Origin of the sequence: Pseudomonas sp. M2(2023) (assembly GCF_030263955.1) — a bacterium.
Taxonomy (GTDB): domain Bacteria; phylum Pseudomonadota; class Gammaproteobacteria; order Pseudomonadales; family Pseudomonadaceae; genus Aquipseudomonas; species Aquipseudomonas asiatica.
The window spans coordinates 5,048,331-5,066,909 of record NZ_CP127114.1 but is presented as its reverse complement, the minus strand read 5'-3'; the positions used below and the strand labels follow the sequence as shown (position 1 = coordinate 5,066,909).

The following is an 18,579-nucleotide window of genomic DNA, read 5'->3' as shown; positions in this document are numbered from 1 at the left end:
ATTTGATGGCCCTATCGCCGGCACGCCAACTCCCCCAGGTTACCCCGCGGTGGGAGCGGGCTTGCCAGCGACTGGTCCAACACCTATCTCAAGGCCTGCGCTCGAAGTTCTTCGCCGCTGCAGCCGCCAGGTCCGGCGGCAGGAAGTCCTTGTCCGGGTTGTAGTCCGGTTTGAGGTACCGCTTGAGGTCCTGCAGGTCCTGCGGGCTCAAGGTGCCGGCTGCCTGTTTCAGGCTCAGGTTGTCGAGGATGTAGTCATAGCGGCTGTTGTTGTAGTCGCGCACCGAGGTGTACAGCTGACGCTGGGCGTCAAGCACGTCGACGATGTTGCGGGTACCCACCTGGTAGCCGATCTCGGTGGCTTCCAGCGCGCTCTGGTTGGAGATGATCGACTGCTTGCGCGCCTGCACCTGTTCCACGTCGGTATTCACTGCGCGGTGCAGGTTGCGGGTGTTTTCCACCACCTGGCGGCGCAGGCTTTCACGCTGCTGCTCGGTCTGGCTCAGGCGCTGGTAGGCCTCGCGCACCTGCGAACTGGTCAGGCCGCCGCTGTAGATCGGGATGTTCAACTGCAGGCCGATGCTGGTCTGCTCGACGTCGCCGCTATAGCGCGTAACGGGGGCCGGTGCGGGGTTGGTGAAACCGAAGTTGTCGTTGTCACCCTTCTGATACTTGGCAACTGCGTCCAGGGTCGGCGCGTGGCCGGCCTTGCGCTGGCGCAGGGTTTCCTCGGCAGCGACGACCGCGTGGTTGGTGGCCAGCAGGTTGAGGTTCTGGCGCCCGGCGGTTTCGACCCAGGCCTTGGCGTCGTTGGGCGTAGGCACCTGCACTGGCAAGGTATGGACCACGCCTTGAATCGACGTGTATTCCCGGTTGGTCAGGGTCACCAGGGCCTCGAAGGCATCCTGTACCTGGCGCTCGGCAATGATTCGGTTGGCCCGCGCCGTGTCGTAGCTGGCCTGGGATTGCAGCACGTCGGTCTTGTCGGAGAGGCCGACGTCGAATCGTTCGTTGGACTGGTCCAGCTGGCGCTTGAAGGCCGCTTCCTCGGCCTTGGTCGCGGCCAGGTTATCCTGGGCACGGAGCACGGCGAAGTAATTCTGCGCGGTTTGCAGGATCAGGTTCTGCTCGGTCGCCGACAGCTCCAGCGCCGCCTGTTCGTTGACCGCTTCGGCTGCCTGCAACTGGAACCAGCGATCAGCGCGGAATATAGGTTGCGCCAGGGTTGCGCTCCAGGTGTTGCCGCTGCGGTTGCTGGTGGCCGATGGTTCGTCCAGCTTGGTGCGGGTGTTCAGCATTTCGGCACCGGCCGACAGGTTAGGCAGCAACCCGGCGCGAGCCTGCGGTACCACTTCGCGGCGGGCGCCGTAATCGGCGCGGGCCGCAGCCAGGTCAGCGTTGTTGTCGACCGCCTCCTGATAGACGCTGACCAGGTCGGTTTTCACTGTAGTGGGCACGTCCGCTGCCCAGACCACTCCGTTGGACGCACAAGACACGGCTATTGCCAGTGAGAGTTTGCGCAGCATAGAGGCAATCCTTGTACGAAATTTAATTACTGAACTGTTGAGTATCGAGCGACGGGCCAGTGTAGTGCCATGCGCACCCGGCAACAATCGCTCGGGGTGCCTTTCATCATCCGCGCATTTACCTGCTTGGCTTTGCCGACCACTCCAGTCTAGACTGCGCATGTTCTTGTCGGGGTGCCTTGAAGCAAAGGCTGAGATCGCAAAGTTGCGGATCCCGTTGAACCTGATCAGGTTAGCGCCTGCGTAGGGAACAAGATTGCTCGCCTTCCCGGGGAGCCTCTTGTGCCAGGTCCGGGAATGTCGCAGCTGCATGCAGCTTCAGGCACCCCAAATCCGGCACTGCACCCATCAAGGGTGCGTCCGCGCCTTTCAGGTTCACCCCGACATTCCACTGCTAGGAAGCCGTCTGGAGAGCCTGTGATGACCAAACAAGAAAAAGCGATCAACCTCAGCGAATCGGCACAAGTCGATCAGCAGTCCGTGCAACCGTTTCCGCGTTCGCGCAAGGTGTATGTCGAAGGCTCGCGCCCGGACATCCGCGTGCCCATGCGTGAAATCAGCCTGGACGACACCCCGACCGATTTCGGTGGCGAGTCCAATGCCCCGGTGCTGGTCTACGATACTTCCGGCCCGTACACCGACCCTAACGTTGTCATCGACGTGCGCAAGGGCTTGGCCGACGTGCGTTCGGCGTGGATCGAGGCACGCGGTGACACCGAGCGCCTGGCCGGCCTGAGCTCCGACTTCGGCCAGCAGCGCCTGAACGATGCCGAACTGGCCAAGCTGCGTTTCGCCCACGTGCGCAACCCGCGTCGGGCCAAGGCTGGTGCCAACGTCTCGCAGATGCACTATGCCCGCCAAGGCATCATCACTGCCGAGATGGAGTACGTGGCCATCCGCGAAAACATGAAGCTGCAAGAGGCACGTGCCGCTGGTCTGCTTGACGAGCAGCACGCCGGCCACAGCTTCGGGGCCAACATCCCGAAAGAAATCACTCCTGAGTTCGTCCGCCAGGAAATCGCCCGTGGCCGCGCGATCATCCCAGCCAACATCAACCACCCGGAAGTGGAACCGATGATCATCGGCCGCAACTTCCTGGTGAAGATCAACGGCAACATCGGCAATAGCGCCCTGGGTTCCTCGATCGAGGAAGAAGTGGCCAAGCTGACCTGGGGCATCCGCTGGGGTTCGGACACGGTCATGGACCTGTCCACCGGCAAGCACATTCACGAAACCCGTGAGTGGATCATCCGCAACTCGCCGGTGCCGATTGGTACCGTGCCGATCTACCAGGCCCTGGAAAAAGTCAACGGCGTGGCCGAGGACCTGACCTGGGAGCTGTTCCGTGACACCCTGATCGAGCAGGCCGAGCAGGGCGTGGACTACTTCACCATCCATGCCGGCGTACTGCTGCGTTATGTGCCGCTGACTGCCAAGCGTGTCACCGGTATCGTCAGCCGTGGTGGCTCGATCATGGCCAAGTGGTGCCTGGCACACCACAAGGAAAACTTCCTGTACACCCACTTCGAAGAAATCTGCGAAATCATGAAGGCCTACGACGTCAGCTTCTCGCTGGGCGACGGCCTGCGCCCCGGCTCGATTGCCGACGCCAACGATGCCGCGCAGTTCGGTGAACTGGAGACCCTTGGCGAGCTGACCAAGATCGCCTGGAAGCACGACGTGCAGTGCATGATCGAAGGCCCCGGCCACGTGCCGATGCAACTGATCAAGGAGAACATGGACAAGCAGCTGGAATGCTGCGACGAGGCGCCGTTCTACACCCTCGGCCCGCTGACCACCGATATCGCTCCTGGCTACGATCACATCACCTCGGGCATTGGTGCGGCTATGATCGGCTGGTTCGGTTGCGCAATGCTCTGCTACGTCACGCCCAAGGAACACCTGGGCCTACCAAACAAGGATGACGTGAAGACCGGCATCATCACCTACAAGATCGCCGCTCATGCCGCCGACCTTGCCAAGGGCCACCCGGGTGCGCAGATTCGTGACAACGCCTTGTCCAAGGCACGCTTCGAGTTCCGTTGGGAAGACCAGTTCAACCTCGGCCTGGACCCAGACACTGCCCGTGCCTACCACGACGAGACCCTGCCTAAGGAATCGGCCAAGGTCGCGCACTTCTGCTCGATGTGCGGGCCGAAGTTCTGCTCGATGAAGATCACCCAGGAAGTGCGTGAATACGCCGCCAAGATCGAAACCGTGGATGTGACGGTCGAGCAAGGCATGCGTGAGCAGGCCGAGCGGTTCCGCCAGGAAGGCAGCCAGCTGTATCACAAAGTCTAAGACCGCTGGGGCCGCTTTGCGGCCCTTTCGCGACGCAAGGCCGCTCCCACAGGGACCGCGCAAGGCTTGAGGCCAGCGCGGTTTTTGTGGGAGCGGCCTTGTGTCGCGATACGAGGACGCAGTCCTCGCCAGGAACACCAACAACATTGCCGGCGAGCGCCAACCATGACATCACCCAGCCAATTTTCCCCCGACCACCCGGTCCCCACCGCCCAGCGCATCTTCGGCGCCCGCGACCTGTTCTCGCTATGGTTCTCCCTCGGCATCGGCCTGATGGTGCTGCAGGTCGGCGCCATGCTGGCCCCTGGCCTGGGCCTTGCCGGCGCGGTGCTGGCTATCGCCCTGGGCACCGGTGTGGGTGTGCTGCTGCTGGGGGCTGCCGGTGTCATCGGCAGCGATACCGGCCTGTCGGCCATGGGCACGCTGAAACTGAGCCTGGGTGGCCATGGCGCTCGCTTGCCGGCGCTGCTCAACCTGTTGCAACTGGTGGGCTGGGGCGCGTTCGAGATCATCGTGATGCGCGATGCCGCCAGCCTGCTGGGTGCGCGGGCGTTCGGCGAAGCCAGCGCCTGGAACAGCCCTGTGCTCTGGACCCTATGCTTCGGCGCCCTGGCCACCTTGCTCGCAGTCGGTGGGCCGCTGGCGTTCGTGCGCAAGGTGCTACGCACTTGGGGTATCTGGCTGCTGCTGGGCGCTTGCCTTTGGCTGACCTGGAACCTGTTCGCCAAGGCCGACCTTGCGGCACTGTGGAACCGGGCCGGCGACGGATCGATGTCGCTGGCTGTGGGTTTCGACATCGCCATCGCCATGCCGCTGTCCTGGTTGCCGCTGATCGCGGATTACTCGCGCTTTGCCCGTAACGGCAAACATGTATTCGGCGGTACGGTGGTGGGCTACTTCATCGGCAACACCTGGCTGATGAGCCTGGGCGTGGGCTACACCTTGGCCTTCGCCGGCAGTGGCGAAGCCAACGCCCTGCTGCTGGCCCTCGCGGGCGCCGGCATGGGCATTCCACTGCTGCTGATTCTGCTGGACGAGTCGGAAAAGGCTTTTGCCGACATTCACTCGGCAGCCGTTTCCACCGGCGTGCTGGTGCGCCTGAAGGTCGAGCACCTGGCGCTGGCCATTGGCGTGCTGTGCACACTGATCGCCTTGCTGGCGCCACTGGCACAGTACGAGAACTTCCTGCTGCTGATCGGCTCGGTGTTTGCACCGCTGTTCGGTGTGGTATTGATGGACCATTACGTGATCCGTCGCCGCCGCTTGCCAGCACAGGTGCATGGCTTGCACTGGCAGGCACTGCTGGCCTGGGCGGTGGGCGTTGCCACGTACCATCTGATCGCCGCGCAAGCGCCGAACCTGGGCGCGACCCTGCCGGCATTGCTGCTGGCAGGGCTACTGCACGGGCTGCTGAGCTTCAGCCGCGGCCGGGAAACAGCTCGGGCTTGAGCACGCCATTCAGGCGTGGGTACGGGATCTTCAACTCCACGTGGCCCATGGAGTAGGGCGCGATGGAATAGACCTCGTACTTGACCACCACCGCGCCGTACGTCAGGGCGACGTGCGGCGACTGCTTGAACGGCCAGGTCTTGATGAACTCGGCATCCTTGTCCATGCCTACGCTGATCAGCCAGGCGTGGTGCGATTCCTCGACGGTTTTCCAGAAGGTGTCTTCCTGGCCGGGCACCAGCATGTCCTGCAGGGTCAGCACCTTGTCCAGCTTGCGCGAATAGTTGATGAAACCACGCCCGGGCATGCCATGAGCGCCGCCGCTGTCCAGGTAGCTGGACAATTCGATGATCACCAGTCCGTCATGCTGCTCGCGTACCTTGGCCTGCAGGTAGCTGCTGTTGCGCTTGTCGGCACTGGCCAGGTACTGCTGCTCGTAGGCTTGCAGGGTGGTCGGTGCGTTGCCGCGCTGGTTGTCTTCGGTCAGTTGCAGCAGGCGTTTCTCGACGATGCCATCGAGCTTGGGCAAGGCCGGGAAGTGGATCATGTCGATGTTCACCAGCGGGCAGTCGCTTTCGCTGCAGCCGGGTTTGACATGCTCCCAGGCATCACGCTTGACCTCGAGCGGCGCCCGGTAGTTAGGCGTGAACAGGCTTTGGCAGGCACCCAGGGCCAGGGCCAGCACAGCCACGGAAGTCAGTTTGACAAGTGTCATGAGGATCCTTGCAGAACAGGGAAAAGTCGGCCTTTGACCGTCTGCGCGGCCTTCAGTTCGCCACTAAGCTAACAGAGAGAAGGCGCGCTGTCCCGAGTGCGCGAACGGTTGCCGGAAAGGGGTGAAACCGGCAGGCGTGCAGAGTAGGATGGCGCGATGCGGTATTCGAGGTAATGAGGATTTCCATGTCAGACGCGTTGAACTCAGTGCCCAAGGGCTTCGAAATCATTGAGCGGGCCAACTGCTTCCAGGGCTTTTACAAGCTCGACAAGCTACGCCTGCGCCACGAGTTGTTTGCCGGGGGCATGGGCCGCGAGATCAGCCGTGAACTGTTCGTGCGCCATGATGCGGTGTGCGTGCTGCCGTACGACCCGTTGCGCGATGAAGTGGTGCTGATCGAGCAGTTCCGCGTTGGTGCACTGGGCAAGGTCGACAACCCCTGGCTGATCGAGATGGTGGCCGGGCTGATCGACAAGGACGAGCAACCCGAGGAAGTCGCCCACCGCGAAGCCGAAGAAGAAGCCGGCCTGGCCTTTAGCGCCCTGTGGCCGATGACCCGTTACTTCCCGTCGCCCGGTGGCAGTGACGAGTACGTTCACCTGTTCCTCGGCCGTTGCAGCAGTGAAGGGGCGGGCGGCCTGCATGGCCTGGAAGAAGAGGGCGAGGACATTCGCGTGCGCGTGTGGTCGTTCGAGGATGCCATGCAGGCGGTGCGCGACGGGCGCATCTGCAACGCGGCGACCATCATCGGCCTGCAATGGCTGGCGCTGAACCGTGATGAAGTACGAGGTATGTGGAAGTGAACCTGCTGCGCGAGCGTTATCGGGTCGACCTGGTCGGGCTGCAGGCAGCCTGCGAGGCCAACTACGCCCGGCTGATGCGCCTGTTGCCCGACATGCGCACCACCCAGAGCTCGCGCCGCATCGGCATGACCCAGGGCGACCAGATGCTCGGCGTGCTGGTGCTCGACGTGGTGCTGGCCTGCCCGTACACCACCACCCTGCACGTGCGCCAGGAGCACAGCCTGCCGTGGTTGCCGGTACCGCACCTGGAAGTGCAGGTGTACCACGATGCGCGCATGGCCGAAGTGGTCAGTGCCGAACACACCCGGCGCCTGCGCAGCATCTACCCGTATCCGAACGAGGCCATGCACCAGCCGGACGAAAAGGCCCAGCTCAACCTGTTTCTCGGTGAATGGCTGAGCCATTGCCTGGCCTGTGGCCACGAGCTGGCAAGCGTTCGCTGAATTGTGACGTGGTTTGGGTACGGGTGTTTGCTCGCACCCGTTGTACAGCCATAATTCGCGCTGAATCCGTTCGAGGAGACGGCCGTTGCCGCAGCCAGACCAATCGCGCCCCGTGCATGTGGTGCAACTGACCGATGCCCACCTGTTCGCCGACCCGGCCGGCAGCATGCTGGGCCTCAAGACCCGTGACAGCCTGCGCCATGTAGTGGCCCAGATGCGGCGGGAGCAACCGCTTGTCGACCTGCTGCTGTGCACTGGCGACCTGTCCCAGGACGCCAGCGTGGCGTCCTATGAAGCGTTCCGTGAGCTGACCGCACCGTTTGCCGCGCCCACCCGCTGGTTGCCTGGCAACCATGACGAGGCCCGAGTCATGGCGCAAGTGGCACCGGAGTTGGTACAGGCGGTGACCGATATCGGTGCGTGGCGCATCGTCATGCTCAACACGGCCGTACCCGGGGCGACGCATGGGCTGCTGGAGGATGACCAGCTGGCAGTGCTGGAAACGGCCTTGCGAGAGGCGGGTGAACGGCATTGCCTGGTGTGCTTCCACCATCAGCCGGTGGATATCGGCTGTGCCTGGATTGCGCCGATCGGCTTGCGCAATGCCCAGGCGCTGTTCGATATCGTCGAGGGGTACCCACAGGTACGGGCGCTGCTGTGGGGGCATGTGCACCAGGAATGGGATGAAGTGCGCGACGGTCGTCGCCTGCTGGCCACTCCGTCGACCTGCATCCAGTTCGCGGCGCGCAGCGAGGATTTCAAGGTGAGCGAGGAGCAGCCTGGATACCGCTGGCTGCTCCTCCACGCCGACGGGCGGTTGGAGACCGGGGTGGAGCGGGCGCTGGACTTCGAAGTGAAGCTCGACTTCGATAGCCCTGGTTATTGAGGGTTTTGGGGCCGCTGCGCAGCCCTATCGCGACACAAGGCCGCTCCCACAGGGGTACGCGATCTCCTGTGGGAGCGGCCTTGTGTCGCGATAGGGGCGCAAAGCGCCCCCGGCACTCTCAAAGCTGTTGAAGAATTTGTTGCTAAAACCCCTGTGCGGCGCCAAAACCCGGCGAACGCGCTACACTGCGCGTCCCTGCGCCCATATCACCGGGCGCGAAGCCACAGATTCCGGGGGCAGCATGTCGGGTTCCATCCTCTATATCCATGGCTTCAACAGCTCGCCACTTTCGACCAAGGCGCGCCAACTCGAGGCCGTGATGCAGCAACTGGGCCTGTCGGCCCAACTGCGGGTGCCCGCCTTGCACCACCACCCACGGCAGGCCATCGCCCAGCTCGAAGCGGCCATCGCCGAACTGGGCGCACCATTGTTGGTAGGTAGTTCGCTCGGCGGCTACTATGCCACCTATCTGGCCGAGCGCCACGGCCTCAAGGCCTTGCTGGTGAACCCGGCGGTAACACCGCACAAGCATTTCGACGGCTACCTGGGCACCCAGCACAATCACTACACCGGTGAAGCGTGGGAGCTGACCCACGATCATGTGCAGGCCCTGGCCGAGCTTGAGGTACCAGCCCCGGTGGATGCCAGCCGCTATCAAGTGTGGCTGCAGACCGCCGATGAAACCCTGGACTATCGCCATGCCGAGCGCTATTACCGTGCTTGTGCCCTGCGCATCCAGGCCGGTGGCGACCACAGCTTCCAGGGCTTCGCCGAGCGCCTGCCGGCACTGCTGGCCTTCGCCGGCATTGCCCGTGGGCAGTACGCAGCGCTCGATTTTTCTGTATTTTGACTTTTTTGCATTCACCAGACTGACGACGAGACCCTATGGCCACTCCCAGCGCTAGCGCCTATAACGCAGACGCCATCGAAGTCCTCTCGGGCCTTGACCCGGTCCGCAAGCGGCCGGGCATGTACACCGATACCAGCCGCCCCAACCACCTGGCCCAGGAAGTCATCGACAACAGTGTCGACGAAGCCCTGGCCGGTCATGCCCGTTCGGTACAGGTCATACTCCATGCCGACCACTCGCTGGAAGTCAGCGACGATGGCCGCGGCATGCCGGTGGACATCCACCCGGAAGAGGGCGTGTCCGGGGTCGAGCTGATCCTCACCAAGCTGCACGCCGGCGGCAAGTTCTCCAACAAGAACTATCAGTTCTCCGGTGGCCTTCACGGCGTGGGCATCTCTGTGGTCAACGCCCTGTCGACCCAGGTGCGCGTGCGCGTAAAACGTGACGGCAACGAATACCAGATGACCTTCGCCGATGGCTTCAAGGCCAGCGAGCTGGAAGTGGTCGGCTCGGTCGGCAAGCGCAACACCGGCACCAGCGTGTACTTCAGCCCCGACCCCAAGTACTTCGATTCGCCGAAGTTCTCCATCAGCCGCCTCAAGCACGTGCTCAAGGCCAAGGCCGTGCTGTGCCCGGGCCTGCTGGTCAGCTTCGAGGACAAGGCCAGCGGCGAGAAAGTCGAATGGCACTATGAGGATGGCCTGCGTTCCTACCTGGTCGATTCCGTCAATGAGTTCCAGCGCCTGCCCGACGAGCCGTTCTGCGGCAGCCTGGCCGGTAACAAGGAAGCGGTGGACTGGGCCTTGCTGTGGCTGCCAGAAGGCGGCGACAGCATCCAGGAAAGCTACGTCAACCTGATCCCTACCGCCCAGGGCGGCACCCATGTCAACGGCCTGCGCCAGGGCCTGCTGGATGCCATGCGTGAATTCTGCGAGTTCCGCAACCTGCTGCCGCGCGGTGTGAAGCTGGCGCCGGAAGACGTCTGGGAGCGCATCACTTTCGTGCTGTCGATGAAGATGCAGGACCCGCAGTTCTCCGGGCAGACCAAAGAGCGCCTGTCGTCGCGCGAGGCGGCTGCCTTCGTTTCCGGCGTGGTCAAGGACGCGTTCAGCCTGTGGCTCAACGCCCACCCCGAGCTGGGCATGCAACTGGCGGAGCTGGCCATCAGCAACGCCGGGCGCCGCCTGAAGGCCAGCAAGAAGGTCGAGCGCAAACGCATAACCCAGGGCCCGGCACTTCCCGGCAAACTGGCCGATTGCGCCGGCCAGGACCCGATGCGCGCCGAACTGTTCCTGGTCGAGGGTGACTCGGCCGGTGGCTCGGCCAAGCAGGCTCGCGACAAGGAATTCCAGGCGATCCTGCCGCTGCGTGGCAAGATCCTCAACACTTGGGAAGTGGACGGTGGCGAAGTCCTGGCCAGCCAGGAAGTGCACAACATCGCCGTGGCCATTGGCGTCGACCCGGGGGCCACCGACCTTGCGCAGCTGCGCTACGGCAAGATCTGCATCCTCGCCGACGCCGACTCCGACGGCCTGCACATCGCCACGTTGCTGTGCGCACTGTTTGTCCAGCACTTCCGCGCCCTGGTCGAGGCCGGGCATGTGTACGTGGCCATGCCGCCGCTGTACCGCATCGACCTGGGCAAGGAAATCTACTACGCACTCGACGAGGCCGAGCGTGACGGTATCCTCGATCGCCTGGTGGCCGAGAAGAAGCGCGGCAAGCCACAGGTCACCCGCTTCAAGGGCTTGGGCGAGATGAACCCGCCACAGCTGCGCGAGACCACCATGGACCCGAATACCCGGCGCCTGGTGCAACTGACCCTGGACGACGTGCAGGCCACCTGCGAGCTGATGGACAAGCTGCTGGCCAAGAAGCGCGCGGGCGACCGCAAGAGCTGGCTGGAAACCAAGGGCAACCTGGCCGAGGTCATGGTTTGATTCGGCGGCTTCTGGCTGCCTGCCTGGCGCTGGTTGCCCTGCCGAGCCTGGCGGGCAACTGGCCAGAGTTGAAGCTGAGCGCCGAGCACCCGATCGAAGGCATGCGCGGTGGCAACCTGTCTGGCCTGGTGGAATGCCGGGGCGGGCTGTGGGGCGTATCCGACCGCGACGACGACCGCATCTACCGCTTCGACCAGCAAAACCCGACCTGGCGCGCGCAGCCGCTCACTTTCACCCCGCCAGCGGTGCCGGAAAGTGGCCTGCCGTGGGGCCTTAAGTCGCGCAACTGGGCGGCGTCGTATATTCGTGGTGGCGAGCTGGATTTCGAAGGTATCAGCTGTGACCAGGCGGGCAACCTGTACCTGGTCAGCGAAGCTCATGCCGCTGTGCTGCAACTGCCGCTGGAAGGCGAGGCGGACTGGTTGAAGATCGACCCGGCCATGGTTCGTCAGGCCCGGGCCAGCGGCATGCTGCTGAACTTCAACGCCTTGTTCGAAGGTCTGGCGATCAACCCGGCAGGTGACCGCCTGTGGCTGGCCGCCGAGCGCGAGCGCCGTGGCCTGGTGGCTATCGAGCGCCAGCAGTCGGTGTGGACCTGCGGCCGCAGCTGCGTGTTGCTGAGCGAGGCCGGGGTCGAAATGCAACCGGCACAGATGCCCAATGCCCAGGCACTGTCGCGCGACTTCGCCGACCTGGCCTGGTTCGAAGGCAAGCTGTTCACTCTCGAACGCAATGCCTACCGCGTCTGTCGTCGGGATACCGACAGCGGCATGGTCGAGCGCTGCTGGTCGTTCGCTGCCGATGCCCTGGTCGAGTCGCGTCGCTACCAGCAGCCGTTCGGTCTGGCCGAGGCCCTGGTGATCGATGCCAAGGGCGCCTGGATAGGCGTGGACAACAACAACGGCGCCCGCGCCGATGGCGAAGCACGCCCGATCGTCTGGCGCTTCGATGCGCCGGAAGGCGGATGGAGCGCCAAGCCATGAGCCAGGCACCGGGCAAGCGGGCTGGCAAGGTATTGATGATCGTCGCCTGGGCGGCGGCGCTGTTCCTTGCCACGCGTTTTTTCGGCCAATGGGAAGACAGCCAGCGCAACCCCAATGCCCAGGTGCAGTCGGCGCATGGCGAAGGCTTTATCGAGGTGCGCCTGCTGGGCAACGGCCAGGGCCACTTCGTGATGGATGGCGCAATCAACGGCCAGGTGGTGCATTTCATGCTCGACACAGGTGCTACCGACGTGGCCATCCCCGAGGCGCTGGGCCGCGAGCTGGGCCTGGAGCGTGGCAGCCCGGTGCAGCTCAGTACCGCCAACGGCCGTACCGAAGGCTACCGCACGCGCCTGACCAGCCTGCAGCTGGGGGATATCCGCCTGCAGGACGTGCGCGCCATCGTGGTGCCGGGCCTGGACGGGCAGACCGTATTGCTGGGCATGAGTGCCCTGAAACAACTTGAATTTACCCAGCGCGGCGGCACCATGCTGCTGCGCCAGAACCTGAAATGACGAGGCCCGCATGAGCGACTCACTGGAACTCAGCCTGGATGGCGTAGAACGCCGCTCGCTGGCTGACTTCACCGAACAGGCCTATCTCAACTACTCCATGTACGTGATCATGGACCGCGCCTTGCCGCACATCGGCGATGGCCTGAAGCCGGTGCAGCGACGCATCGTCTACGCCATGAGCGAGTTGGGGCTCGATGCCGATGCCAAGCACAAGAAGTCGGCGCGTACCGTCGGTGACGTGCTCGGCAAGTTCCACCCCCACGGCGACTCGGCCTGCTACGAGGCCATGGTGCTGATGGCCCAGCCGTTCAGCTACCGCTATACCCTGGTCGACGGCCAGGGCAACTGGGGTGCGCCAGACGATCCGAAGTCGTTCGCCGCCATGCGTTATACCGAAGCGCGTCTTTCGCGCTACGCCGAAGTGCTGCTCAGCGAAGTCGGCCAGGGCACCGTGGACTGGGTGCCAAACTTCGACGGCACCCTGCAGGAGCCGGCCGTGCTGCCTGCGCGCCTGCCCAACATCCTGCTCAACGGCACCACTGGTATCGCCGTTGGCATGGCCACTGACGTACCGCCGCACAACCTGCGTGAAGTGGCCACGGCCTGTGTGCGCCTGCTCGACGAGCCCAAGGCCACCATCGAGCAGCTGTGCGAGCACATCCAGGGGCCGGACTACCCGACCGAGGCCGAGATCGTCACGCCGCGGGCAGAAATCCTCAAGATGTACGAAAGCGGTCGCGGCTCCATCCGTATGCGCGCCGTCTACCGCGTCGAGGATGGCGACATCGTCGTCACCGCGCTGCCGCATCAGGTCTCCGGGGCAAAGGTGCTGGAGCAGATCGCTGCGCAGATGCAGGCCAAGAAGCTGCCTATGGTCGCCGACCTGCGTGACGAGTCGGACCACGAGAACCCGTGCCGCATCGTCATCATCCCGCGCTCCAACCGTGTGGATGCCGATGAGCTGATGCAGCACCTGTTTGCCACGACCGACCTGGAGAGCAGCTACCGGGTCAACGTCAACATCATCGGCCTGGACGGCCGGCCACAGCTGAAGAACCTGCGAGCGCTGCTGCTGGAATGGCTGGAGTTCCGTACCGCTACCGTCCGTCGCCGCCTGCAGCACCGCCTGGACAAGGTGGAGAAGCGCCTGCACCTGTTGGAAGGTTTGCTGACCGCGTTCCTCAACCTGGATGAAGTTATCCACATCATCCGTACCGAAGACCAGCCCAAGCAGGCCCTGATCGCCCGTTTCGACCTGACCGAAATCCAGGCCGACTACATTCTCGAGACCCGCCTGCGGCAGCTGGCACGCCTGGAAGAGATGAAGATCCGCGGCGAGCAGGATGAATTGCTGAAGGAGCAGGCCAAGCTGCTCGCCCTGCTGGGCAGCGATGCCAAGCTGCGCAAGCTGGTACGCAGCGAGCTGATCAAGGATGCTGAAACCTATGGCGACGACCGCCGCTCGCCGATCGTCGAGCGTGCCGAGGCCAAGGCGCTGTCGGAAAACGAGCTGATGCCGACCGAGCCGGTCACCGTGGTGCTCTCGGAGAAGGGCTGGGTGCGCTGCGCCAAGGGTCACGACATTGATGCCACCGGCCTGTCGTACAAGGCCGGCGATGGCTTCAAGGCCGCTGCTGCCGGGCGCTCAAACCAGTTTGCCGTGCTCATCGATTCTACTGGCCGCAGTTACTCGCTAGCCGCCCACAGCCTGCCGTCGGCGCGTGGTCAGGGCGAACCACTGACCGGCCGCCTGACGCCACCACCGGGGGCCACCTTCGAGTGTGTGCTGTTGCCGGACGACGATGCACTGTACGTGGTGGCTTCGGACGCCGGCTATGGCTTCGTGGTCAAGGGTGAAGACCTGCAGGCCAAGAACAAGGCCGGCAAGGGCTTGCTCAGCCTGCCCAACGGTGCCAAGGTCATGACCCCGCGCCCGGTGGCCAACCGCGAGCAGGACTGGCTGGCGGCGGTTACCACCGAAGGCCGTCTGCTGGTATTCAAGGTCAGCGACCTGCCTCAGTTGGGCAAAGGCAAGGGCAACAAGATTATCGGGGTGCCGGGCGACCGGGTGGCGAGCCGTGAAGAATTTGTTACCGATCTGGCCGTGATAGCAGATGGCGCGACGCTTGTATTGCAAGCCGGCAAGCGTACCCTATCTCTGAAAGCGGACGACCTGGAGCATTACAAGGGCGAGCGCGGACGGCGCGGCAGCAAGCTGCCACGCGGGTTCCAGCGGGTCGATGGGTTGCAGGTGGAAGTGCCGGCGTAAGCGGTTGAAATGTCTGGAGCGGCAATTTCAGCGTCGTTCCGGGCAGAAATGCTGGAGTCGGACGGTTATTTCGCGGATGATATGGCCCTTGCGGTGCCGGCGTGGCCGTGTGCCCGTTTGAATTTATGTGTATCACTGCGGTTGGCCTTTTGGCGACCGCCTGGATGGGATGATGAAATTTCTGCGCCTTCCATTTGCGCTGTTGATGACTGGCCTGCTGGGCCTTGGCGGGTGCACCATGCATCAGCCGGTTGCCCTGTACCAGCTCGACAGTGGTGATCCTGGCCAGCCTTCGCAGAGTGCGGGCATGGCCGTGGTGCTCGGTCCGGTATCGGTTGCCGATTACCTGCAACGTGAGACGTTCCTGCAGCGTCAGGCCGATGGCAGCCTGAGTTCGGCGACCGACGGTCGTTGGGCCGGCAGCCTTTCGTCGGATATCGACCAGCTGCTGGTGCGCCAGCTCGCCTGGCGCCTGGACAGCCAGCGCGTGGTGCTGGCCCCGGCGGCTGCCGGGTTCAACCCGGATGTACAAGTGCTGCTGTCGATCACTCGCCTGGACTCGGGCAAGGACCAGCCGGCCGTCCTGGATGCCCAGTGGCGCCTGTTGGACCGCCGTGGCCATGTGCGTGACAACCGCATCGTTCACCTCGAACAGCCACACGCGGGCAGCGAGGCGTCGCAGGTGCAGGCCCAGGGCCAGTTGCTTCAGAAACTGGCCGAACAGCTGAGCACAGCGGTCAAGCCTCTGGCTAACCAGCCGGCGATTGCCGAAGAGTCGCCTAAAAAATCGGCTGCTCCGGTGCAGGTGAAGAAGACGCCTGAGAAATCCAAGATCCCGATGGCTGCGCCGATTCGAACCGATATGGAAGTCTACCGGTTCTGATCTAACTGCCAGATACGAAAAAGCCCGCATCATTGCGGGCTTTTTCGTATCTGCAGTTTTTGTACTGTATGTGCTGGTCTCTCGCGGGTGAACCCGCTCCCACAGGTTGGTGCAGGCCCTGTGGGAGCGGGTTTACCCGCGAAGAAGCCAGCCCGGTATCAGGCCCGGCGTTCGTGCATCCGCGCCAGCTGACGCTCCAGCATCGACGGGTAGGGTTCCATCAGGCGCTCCACGCAGCAGGCACCCTCGGGGCTGGCAATCGGGCGAATGCGGGCGCGCTGGCGAATCAGCGTGTCATCGCTGATCTGCCGTTCTACCAGCAACAAGTTGCGACTGTGCTGCGACAGTGCCAGAGCGTCCTGGGCCTTTTCGGCCATCAGCAGGTCTACCAGCTCCAGCCCTTGCAGGTCGTTACCCAGAGCAAGGCCCAGCTGCAGCTGCAGGGTAATGCCGCTGTCCGCTACCTCGATCTGCAGGGCATGGCCCAAGGCGCGCAACAACTCGCCGCAGCAGATGGCGTTGGTCAGGTAGTCCTCGCCGCAGTCGCGGCTGTGGAACAGCACCAAGGTGCTGCCGTCGTTGAGCGTGTGAGTTTCACCGTCGTAGAGTGAGGCTGCATGTTCCAGGCAATCGCGGTAGCGCTCGGTCAGTTCGGTCAGGCGCGTGCGCGGCAGGCGACGCAGCTGCTCCTGCGAGCCCAGTTGCACGGCAAGCACGGCGCTGTACTGCGGCTCGTCGGATTCGACCACGGCGGCCTTGGGCGCGCTTTCGTCGTCCAGCAGGCCGGCGAAGGCTTCATCGTCATCCTCGTCCGCCTGGGCGGCAAGCTTGGCGCGCGGTGCGACTTTGGCTGCCGGGGCAGAGTCGTGCAGGTCGTCGAACTGCTCGTCTTCTTCTTCTTCTTCGGGCTCCGGCTCAGGTGGCGGCGGCGGGGCCAGGCGCGCGTGCAGCTGGCGGGCGATGTCGCCGATCTCGTCCTGGCGGTCGGTGGCCGGGGTATAGGGTTGCGGGTCGCGCAGCCACACCCGCAGCTGCAGCAGCGGCAGGGTGATGAAGCGGCCCTGGCGCAGGCTCAGGGTCAGCGCCAACACCAGCAGGATGGCGGCAAGGATGCCCATGCTCTGCAGACTGATCAGCATCGGCTGCTGGAACTGGCTCATGTCCAGGCTGATGCGCAGTTGCCCGGCGGTCACGTCCTGGAAGGTGATCTTGGTCTGGTACAGGCCTTCGGCCTCGCCCAGCAGGCTGTTGCGCGGGCGCTGGCCGGCTTCCGCGAGGATGCGGTTGTCCACGCTGTAGATCGCCGCATGGGCCACCAGTGGGTTTTTCACCAGGTTGCCGAGCAGAACGTTGAGGCTGAGGATGTCGTTGGCCACCAGCAACTCGGTCGCCGAGGTGGCGGTCTGGGTGGTCAGGCTCTGGCCCAGAGCATCGGCCTGCTCGTGCATGGCCTGCTTGAACTGCAGGCCCATCACGCAGGCGTAGATCACCAACGCCAGCGCCACCAGGAAAATGTTGGTGCAGGCGATGCGTAGTGCCAGCGGCACGCGACGTTGACTCAGGGCGCGATAGATCATCAGGAAGAAGTTGTCTGCTTTGACGGGCGTGGGCCGGTTCACTGAGCTCGGCTCTTAATGGCATGAAAGTGTGGGGCAGTATAGCGAGCCGGGTTTTGTCGGCAAAGTATCGTTGGCGCCCGACGGTCACGGAAAATCGGTAGAATGCGCATTTTTCATCGAAGTCGGAGCCAGGTTGTGCGCGAAATCGTCCTGATCAACATCACCGGTGAGGACCGTCCCGGTCTCACTGCGGCTATCACCGGCGTCCTGCTGCAGGGCGGTGTGAGCATCCTCGACATTGGCCTGGCAGTCATGCACGGTACCTTGTCGTTCGGCATCCTGGTCGATATCCCGGACAACGAAGTGGCCACCTCCCTGCTGCAGAGCGTGCAGGCCAAGGCCCACGAGCTGAACCTGCAGGCCCGCTACACGCCGATTTCCGAGGCGGACTACCAGCACTGGGCCGATGGCCAGGGCGAGGCGCGCCACATCGTCACCTTGCTCAGCCGCAAGATCACTCCAGAGCAACTGCAGCGGGTGAGTGCGGTGATCAGCCGGTACGGCCTGACCATCGAGCGCATCGAGCGCCTGTCGGCCCGTGTGGCGCTGGATGCCGAGACCGACAAGGGCAAGGCGGCCATCGAGATCTCTGTGCGCGGCGTGCCGAGCGATGCCGAGGCTCTGCGTGCCGACTTCTTCGCCCTGGCCGAAGAGCTGAGCATCGACATTGCCTTCCAGAAGGACGACCTGTTCCGCCGCAACCGTCGCCTGGCGGTCTTCGACATGGATTCGACGCTGATCGAAGCCGAGGTCATTGACGAACTGGCAAAGGCCGCTGGCGTGGGTGAGCAGGTTGCCGCCATCACCGAGCGCGCCATGCGCGGCGAGCTGGACTTCCGCGCCAGCTTCAAGGAGCGCATGGCGCTGCTCAAGGGCCTGGATGTGGGCGTGTTGGATGAGATCGGGGCGTCGCTGCGTCTGACCGAAGGTGCCGAGAACCTGTTTGCCGAGCTCAAGCGCCTGGGTTACAAGACCGCGATCCTGTCCGGTGGCTTCACTTACTTTGCTCGCCAGGTGCAGGCGCGTCTGGGCATCGACTATGTGTTCGCCAACGAGCTGGAAGTGGTCGATGGCAAGGTGACCGGCGTGGCTGTGGAGCCGATCGTTGATGCCCAGCGCAAGGCCGAGCTGCTGCAGAAGCTGGCCAGCGAAGAAGGCTTGCAGCTGGAGCAGACCATTGCCGTGGGTGACGGTGCCAACGACCTACCGATGCTGTCGCTGGCCGGCCTGGGTGTGGCGTTCCGCGCCAAGCCGCTGGTGCGCCAGTCGGCCAAGCAGGCGATTTCTACCCTGGGATTGGATGGAGTGTTGTATCTGCTGGGCCTGCGCGACCGCGACGCGCGCGGCTGACTCGACAATCCGGGGCTGCTTCGCAGCCCATCGCGACACAAGGCCGCT

The 18,579-nt window shown here is 63.8% G+C and carries 15 protein-coding genes and 1 riboswitch; of the genes, 12 read left to right on the top strand and 3 right to left on the bottom strand.

All coding sequences use genetic code 11. The features are described from left to right. Window positions 1-88 precede the first annotated feature (88 nt). The gene (locus QN085_RS23310) at window positions 89-1,525 is read right to left on the bottom strand and encodes a TolC family outer membrane protein (RefSeq protein ID WP_003258125.1); all 1,437 of its coding nucleotides are present in this window, start codon (window positions 1,523-1,525) and stop codon (window positions 89-91) included. Between the two features lie 160 nt (window positions 1,526-1,685). Then, window positions 1,686-1,792: riboswitch (TPP riboswitch) on the top strand. A gap of 153 nt (window positions 1,793-1,945) precedes the next feature. Between QN085_RS23310 and thiC the strand changes: the two genes are divergently transcribed. Then, entirely contained in the window at window positions 1,946-3,826 is a 1,881-nt protein-coding gene (thiC, locus tag QN085_RS23305; protein WP_015272025.1) for a phosphomethylpyrimidine synthase ThiC, read from the top strand. Between the two features lie 165 nt (window positions 3,827-3,991). Further along, on the top strand, window positions 3,992-5,275 hold the full coding sequence (cytX, locus tag QN085_RS23300) for a putative hydroxymethylpyrimidine transporter CytX (protein ID WP_038410175.1): 1,284 nt from the start codon (window positions 3,992-3,994) through the stop codon (window positions 5,273-5,275). On the opposite strand, the gene QN085_RS23295 is transcribed toward cytX, so the two are convergent. After that, a complete protein-coding gene (locus QN085_RS23295) occupies window positions 5,244-5,990 on the bottom strand; it encodes an RsiV family protein (protein ID WP_023660486.1) in 747 nt (248 codons plus the stop codon). The genes cytX and QN085_RS23295 overlap by 32 nt on opposite strands. A 185-nt stretch (window positions 5,991-6,175) precedes the next feature. Between QN085_RS23295 and QN085_RS23290 the strand changes: the two genes are divergently transcribed. The 9 genes from QN085_RS23290 (at window position 6,176) to QN085_RS23250 (ending at window position 15,562) form a co-directional block, all read left to right on the top strand. Then, window positions 6,176-6,793 (top strand): NUDIX domain-containing protein, encoded by a 618-nt coding sequence (locus tag QN085_RS23290; protein ID WP_024087817.1) that lies wholly within the window; start codon window positions 6,176-6,178, stop codon window positions 6,791-6,793. Beyond that, the gene (locus QN085_RS23285) at window positions 6,784-7,236 is read left to right on the top strand and encodes a DUF1249 domain-containing protein (protein WP_016501905.1); all 453 of its coding nucleotides are present in this window, start codon (window positions 6,784-6,786) and stop codon (window positions 7,234-7,236) included. The genes QN085_RS23290 and QN085_RS23285 overlap by 10 nt, the downstream gene beginning before the upstream one ends. Window positions 7,237-7,321: 85 nt before the next feature. After that, the gene (gene cpdA, locus QN085_RS23280; protein ID WP_023660488.1) at window positions 7,322-8,122 is read left to right on the top strand and encodes a 3',5'-cyclic-AMP phosphodiesterase; all 801 of its coding nucleotides are present in this window, start codon (window positions 7,322-7,324) and stop codon (window positions 8,120-8,122) included. A 241-nt stretch (window positions 8,123-8,363) separates the two neighbouring features. Beyond that, window positions 8,364-8,972: a YqiA/YcfP family alpha/beta fold hydrolase gene (locus QN085_RS23275; RefSeq protein ID WP_003258136.1), complete on the top strand. Its 609-nt coding sequence runs from the start codon at window positions 8,364-8,366 to the stop codon at window positions 8,970-8,972. Window positions 8,973-9,007: 35 nt separating this feature from the next. Beyond that, the gene (gene parE / locus QN085_RS23270; RefSeq protein ID WP_015272020.1) at window positions 9,008-10,912 is read left to right on the top strand and encodes a DNA topoisomerase IV subunit B; all 1,905 of its coding nucleotides are present in this window, start codon (window positions 9,008-9,010) and stop codon (window positions 10,910-10,912) included. Then, a complete protein-coding gene (locus QN085_RS23265) occupies window positions 10,909-11,895 on the top strand; it encodes an esterase-like activity of phytase family protein (protein ID WP_013974455.1) in 987 nt (328 codons plus the stop codon). Before parE ends, QN085_RS23265 begins: the two co-directional genes overlap by 4 nt. Further along, window positions 11,892-12,410: a retropepsin-like aspartic protease family protein gene (locus QN085_RS23260; RefSeq protein WP_024087816.1), complete on the top strand. Its 519-nt coding sequence runs from the start codon at window positions 11,892-11,894 to the stop codon at window positions 12,408-12,410. Before QN085_RS23265 ends, QN085_RS23260 begins: the two co-directional genes overlap by 4 nt. A 10-nt stretch (window positions 12,411-12,420) precedes the next feature. Next, window positions 12,421-14,679 carry a DNA topoisomerase IV subunit A gene (gene parC, locus QN085_RS23255; protein WP_023660490.1) on the top strand — a complete coding sequence of 753 codons (2,259 nt, stop codon included), beginning with the start codon at window positions 12,421-12,423 and terminating at the stop codon, window positions 14,677-14,679. Between the two features lie 172 nt (window positions 14,680-14,851). Continuing rightward, window positions 14,852-15,562 carry a PqiC family protein gene (locus tag QN085_RS23250; RefSeq protein WP_031324184.1) on the top strand — a complete coding sequence of 237 codons (711 nt, stop codon included), beginning with the start codon at window positions 14,852-14,854 and terminating at the stop codon, window positions 15,560-15,562. Window positions 15,563-15,720: 158 nt separating this feature from the next. Here the strand turns inward: QN085_RS23250 and QN085_RS23245 are convergent, their stop codons facing one another. Further along, window positions 15,721-17,181, bottom strand: coding sequence for an AhpA/YtjB family protein (locus tag QN085_RS23245; protein ID WP_024087815.1), 1,461 nt, complete (start codon window positions 17,179-17,181; stop codon window positions 15,721-15,723). Window positions 17,182-17,316: 135 nt separating this feature from the next. Here QN085_RS23245 and serB point away from each other — a divergent pair, with 135 nt between their 5' ends. Beyond that, the gene (serB, locus tag QN085_RS23240; protein WP_015272016.1) at window positions 17,317-18,531 is read left to right on the top strand and encodes a phosphoserine phosphatase SerB; all 1,215 of its coding nucleotides are present in this window, start codon (window positions 17,317-17,319) and stop codon (window positions 18,529-18,531) included. Window positions 18,532-18,579: the final 48 nt, after the last annotated feature.

Coding starts and splice junctions, on each gene's coding strand:
- parC (WP_023660490.1), top strand. CDS start 12,421: ATGAGCGACTCACTGGAACTCAGCCTGGATGGCGTAGAACGCCGCTCG.
- QN085_RS23310 (WP_003258125.1), bottom strand. CDS start 1,525: ATGCTGCGCAAACTCTCACTGGCAATAGCCGTGTCTTGTGCGTCCAAC.
- parE (WP_015272020.1), top strand. CDS start 9,008: ATGGCCACTCCCAGCGCTAGCGCCTATAACGCAGACGCCATCGAAGTC.
- QN085_RS23275 (WP_003258136.1), top strand. CDS start 8,364: ATGTCGGGTTCCATCCTCTATATCCATGGCTTCAACAGCTCGCCACTT.
- QN085_RS23260 (WP_024087816.1), top strand. CDS start 11,892: ATGAGCCAGGCACCGGGCAAGCGGGCTGGCAAGGTATTGATGATCGTC.
- QN085_RS23295 (WP_023660486.1), bottom strand. CDS start 5,990: ATGACACTTGTCAAACTGACTTCCGTGGCTGTGCTGGCCCTGGCCCTG.
- cytX (WP_038410175.1), top strand. CDS start 3,992: ATGACATCACCCAGCCAATTTTCCCCCGACCACCCGGTCCCCACCGCC.
- thiC (WP_015272025.1), top strand. CDS start 1,946: ATGACCAAACAAGAAAAAGCGATCAACCTCAGCGAATCGGCACAAGTC.
- QN085_RS23250 (WP_031324184.1), top strand. CDS start 14,852: ATGAAATTTCTGCGCCTTCCATTTGCGCTGTTGATGACTGGCCTGCTG.
- QN085_RS23290 (WP_024087817.1), top strand. CDS start 6,176: ATGTCAGACGCGTTGAACTCAGTGCCCAAGGGCTTCGAAATCATTGAG.